We start from the raw sequence: 4501 nt of genomic DNA, 5'->3' as shown, positions 1-4501 counted from the left end.
CATAGGTTGAATAAAGCGCCCGCACCAACCCCGTTCCCACGCGATCGGTCACGAGCGTGCTGCGGCTGTCCCTGAACGACTGGATCTGCCGGGCCAGCTCGCCCACCGTGGTGGTGTATTGCGGCGCCACGGTCGCAAAACCCTCCGCGCTCACAGCAGCATCCGCGCCATCCATCAATTGGACAAAGCGTTCGATGACATCGTCCACGTACACCAGCGTGACAGGCGCCGCCGGATCGTTGACCTGGATGGGGAGGCCGCGCGAAATGTTGTGGCAGAAGGTGGCTACGGCCGAGTTGTAGTTGGGCCGGCACCATTTGCCGAACACATTGGGCAGCCGGAAGAGGTGCACCGGAATGCCGTGGCTGCGGGCGGCGGCCTGCAACGTCTCTTCCGCCCCGAGCTTGCTGCGGCCGTAAGGGTTGTCGAAACCTGCCTGGATGGATGAGGTGTAGACGACGGACACCTTCTTGCCGGTGGATTCGGCCACTGCGYAGACGGCGCGGCACAGGCTCTGTGTGAGTTCTGCGTTGCCGATGGCGAATTCTTGCGGGTCTTGAGGGCGGTTGACCCCCGCGAGGTGGAACACGAAGTCCACCCCCTGCAACAGCGTGGGCAACTGCTCCACACCGTCGTCGCGGGTGAAGCAGACCGCTTGCACATCCTTGCGTTCGGCCAAGTGCAACTGCAAGTTCTTGCCCACGAAGCCTCGGGCGCCGGTAATCAATACCTTCATGGTCTTATTCCTGCGCCATGGCGCGTTCGCCGCGCGCAATGCGATGCATGAAGTCGAGCTTGAGCAGCAGCGCCTTCATGCCTGCCACATCGAGCCGGGTGGTGTTGTGCGAGTTGTAGTCTTCACCATGCGTGCTGCGGGTAATGCGCTGCTCGCCGACTTCCACATACTTGGCGTAGTTCAGGTCGCGCCCGTCGGGCGGCACACGGTAGTAATCGCCTTGGTCCTCGGCGCAGGCCATTTCTTCTCGGCTGAGCAGCGCTTCATAGAGCTTCTCGCCGTGGCGCGTACCAATCTCACGCACTTCGTGATCAGGCTTGCGCATCACCTCCAGGATCGCCCGCGTCAGCACCTGCACCGTGGCTGCCGGGGCCTTCTGCACAAAGATGTCGCCGTTGTTGCCGTGCTCGAAGGCATGCAGCACGAGTTCGACCGCGTCCTCCAAGGTCATCATGAAGCGGGTCATGGACGGGTCCGTCACGGTGATGGGCTTGCCTGCCAGCACCTGCTCCACGAACAACGGGATGACCGAGCCGCGCGAGGCCATGACGTTGCCGTAGCGGGTACCGCAAATCACGGTGTTTGTGCTTTCCAGATTTCGGCTGGCGGCGACCATCACCTTCTCCATCATGGCTTTGCTGATGCCCATGGCGTTGATGGGATAGACCGCCTTGTCGGTGCTCAGGCACACGACGCGTTTGACACCTGCCGCGATTGCCGCCTCCAAGACGTTTTCGGTGCCAAGCACATTGGTGCGGACCGCTTGCATCGGGTGGAACTCGCAAGACGGCACCTGCTTGAGTGCTGCCGCATGAAAAACGTAGTCGACATCGCGCATGGCCGCGCCCACGCTTCGCGTATCACGTACATCGCCGATATAGAACTTGACCTTGGGATGGTTATAGCGTTTCCGCATGTCATCTTGCTTTTTCTCGTCGCGGCTGAAGATACGGATTTCGCCAATATCAGTCGTGATGAAGCGCTTGAGTACAGCATTGCCGAAAGAACCGGTGCCGCCGCTAATTAGCAATGTCTTTTTCGAAAACATGAGATTTTCTTGGTTAAATTCGAGTTACCAAAACTATCTTTGATTCGACACACCATTCCAAACACGCATGTAGTCCAGAAAAACAGCTTCAATTGAATAGCAGCGAGCTGCTTTCTTCTTTGCCGTTTCTCCAAGGGATACCCGTGCTTGTGCATCGAAAATTAGCGCCCGCATTTCGCGCTCCAATCCGTGCGCGTCCCGCGGGTTTACGAGCACACCGGCGCCATCCGCAAGCATTTCCGGGATTGCGCCAACCTTCGTTGCCACGATCGCGCGACCAAGAGCCATGGCTTCGACAATGACATTAGGAAAACCCTCGGTGTGACTGGGGAGAACGAACAAATCACACGACGCCACGTGCTGCATGGCAATATCGTGAGGCAACTCGCCCAGGAAATTCACGTTTTCTGCGCCATGACTCTGAATCAGTTGATCGCGGTAATCGGGTTTATATGAACCAATGAAATCCATTCTCCAGCCCTGCGGCTGAAGGCGACCCCACGCAGACAAGAGCTCATCAACACCTTTTGCTGGAATCACCCAACCTAGGAATACAACCGACCGAGTCGCGTGGGGGTCTCGTGGTTGACCGGATGGCAGCGAGTTCGTGTTTACACAGTTGGGAATCAACTCGACCTTGCTCGCAGGTGAATAACTCTTCACCGCCTCATAGGTTGCTTTATCAATTAAGACAACTCGGGATGACATGCACATAACAATTCGAAGTAAGCGCCACTCCATCGAGTTCGCCGAAGCGATTGCTGGAATGCGTCCAAATCGAATATGAAGAACCAGTGGCACTCTAAAAATCTTCCCGAGAATAGCCACCGCGAGATCACGCACTACACCTAAATGACCGGACGTGGTTAGGTGAATAGCATCGAAACGATTGCTGCACAGGGAAAGACATAACTTTACGATGTCCAGGAGCAACTGCAACGATCCGCCAATGGACCTAACGATAATTCCAGTTTGGTGAATAGAGCGCCAATTTGGAGCAGTATTGACCTGCGAAATCACGATATCTTGCCTACTCTTCGCGTAAGCGGAGATCAAAGCAGTCCAATGCGCAATGCCGCCATACGGGGGAGGTACCGGGGAGACAAGGCAAAGGTGAATAGGGATGCGGGTCAATTGGAAACTCGCTCGGTGCTTTTAAAAAATGAACGCAACTCTTCCGAATGAACACGAAAATCAAAGGATCGTTGTGCTTGCTCAATCGCCGAATGCCGCATTGCTTGAAGTTGAAGGCTGGAAAATTCCAACGCGCGTTCAATGGCTAACGTGAGAGCACGAACTGAACAGTCATGGCAAATCAGTCCCTCTGCTCCGTCACGGACGTACATTCCGATATCGCTGGTCAAGTTGACAATAACGGGAGTCCCGTTCGCCAGGCTTTCAACCAATTTCGTTGGAAAACCGGCATTTGCAAAACGCGCAGGCTCTCTCAACAACACGGTTAAATCGGCCAAGCGGATGTGCTGTGCAATTTCTGCTTGATTCACATGCCCCAAAACCTCAATACTCGGAGCAAATTCAGAGCGGCTATAACTCGCTTTCAGCTGCTCAAGAGTAGGCCCCAATACTTTTAGGAGAAGCCTTGTACCGGTGGCGTCGAGAGCTTCCACCGCCTCTATGACATGTAGCAGCAAGTCTTTCCTGCCCGGGGTCCCGGCATAGAGAAGCACCAAAGGTGCTGCAGGATCCTTTAGGCGGAAAAGATTTCCGTCAGCTTGCACATCAAGCGATGGGGGAACCCGTACAACATTGCATCCCAGCGTTCGGTAATGATTTTCGAGCAAGGAGCTAATTGCAATTACCCCATCGCATCGAGGATAAAGGTAACGCAAAGCAAATTGGGCATTGAGGTAAAACGGACCAAATCGCCCTCCTTTCATCTGCCGCGGGTCGTACCACTCGACAACATCCACAATCAGAGGTATTCCATGCCGTTTGCACCACGGGAGTAGCCTCAACATATATTGCGCACTCCCTCCATATACAACGACATGAGATGGTTTGGATGATTGACGGTCTAACCATTGAACAGTCTTCCCCCCCCATTCAACAAATATTCTCCACAATTTTTGCAAGGAAGACATTCCCGCAGCCGGAGACTCTCCAACTCCGACATATCGAATGGAGCCCATCGGCTCGCCTTCGTTTAAATTCTGCTCAGCGACAGGTAGATCACTACCGCCTGCAACTACAACTGAATACCCCGTTTGCGCGAGCGAGCGAGCGATTCCAACCATTCGGCGAGACCCGGCCTGCCCCCAGGGAAAGGGGAACGGGCCCACATATGCAATCCAGCTGCTTGTTCGCATGAGTTGAAAATCCTAAATTGGATTAGCCGGATAATTGCGCCGCCTGAGACAGCACCGATGCGAACCGTTGTCGCACGGGAGCGGCGTTGTGGTGTTCAACCGCCACGCGATAACCAGTCTGGCCAAGCATATGCCTTCGACTCTCCGATTGAGCCAATTGACGCACCGCATTAGTCAGCGTCGAATTAACCCCTTCTTCTGTCACAATTAGGCCGGCCTGTGATTTTTCGACGTACTGAATCGAACTCAGACTGCTTGGGCCGATCGCTAAGATGGGACGCACCGCAGCCATATACTGAGGGATCTTTGTAGAAACAGAGAGCTTCGTAAAGCGCGAGTCCTCAGGCAAGAAGGATTCGGCATGTACTAACACATCGTACGAACCTAAAA

At 54.7% G+C, this 4501-nt stretch carries 5 protein-coding genes; all 5 read right to left on the bottom strand.

Annotated features, from left to right (window positions below; translation table 11 throughout):
* On the bottom strand, window positions 1–736 hold a 736-nt coding region (locus tag AC1DXX_RS33020), incomplete at its 3' end, for an NAD-dependent epimerase/dehydratase family protein (RefSeq protein ID WP_478138417.1).
* A 4-nt stretch (window positions 737–740) separates the two neighbouring features.
* Window positions 741–1784: a polysaccharide biosynthesis protein gene (locus AC1DXX_RS33015; RefSeq protein ID WP_478138416.1), complete on the bottom strand. Its 1044-nt coding sequence runs from the start codon at window positions 1782–1784 to the stop codon at window positions 741–743.
* 33 nt (window positions 1785–1817) lie between these two features.
* Window positions 1818–2804, bottom strand: a complete 987-nt coding sequence (locus AC1DXX_RS33010) for a glycosyltransferase family 4 protein (protein ID WP_478138415.1) — start codon at window positions 2802–2804, stop codon at window positions 1818–1820.
* A 110-nt stretch (window positions 2805–2914) separates the two neighbouring features.
* On the bottom strand, window positions 2915–4111 hold the full coding sequence (locus tag AC1DXX_RS33005; protein ID WP_478138414.1) for a glycosyltransferase family 4 protein: 1197 nt from the start codon (window positions 4109–4111) through the stop codon (window positions 2915–2917).
* Window positions 4112–4133: 22 nt separating this feature from the next.
* On the bottom strand, window positions 4134–4501 hold a 368-nt coding region (locus AC1DXX_RS33000), incomplete at its 5' end, for a hypothetical protein (RefSeq protein ID WP_478138413.1).

It is taken from the genome of Variovorax sp. P4_B10 (assembly GCF_056402375.1).
This window is presented reverse-complemented; position numbering and strand designations above follow the sequence as displayed.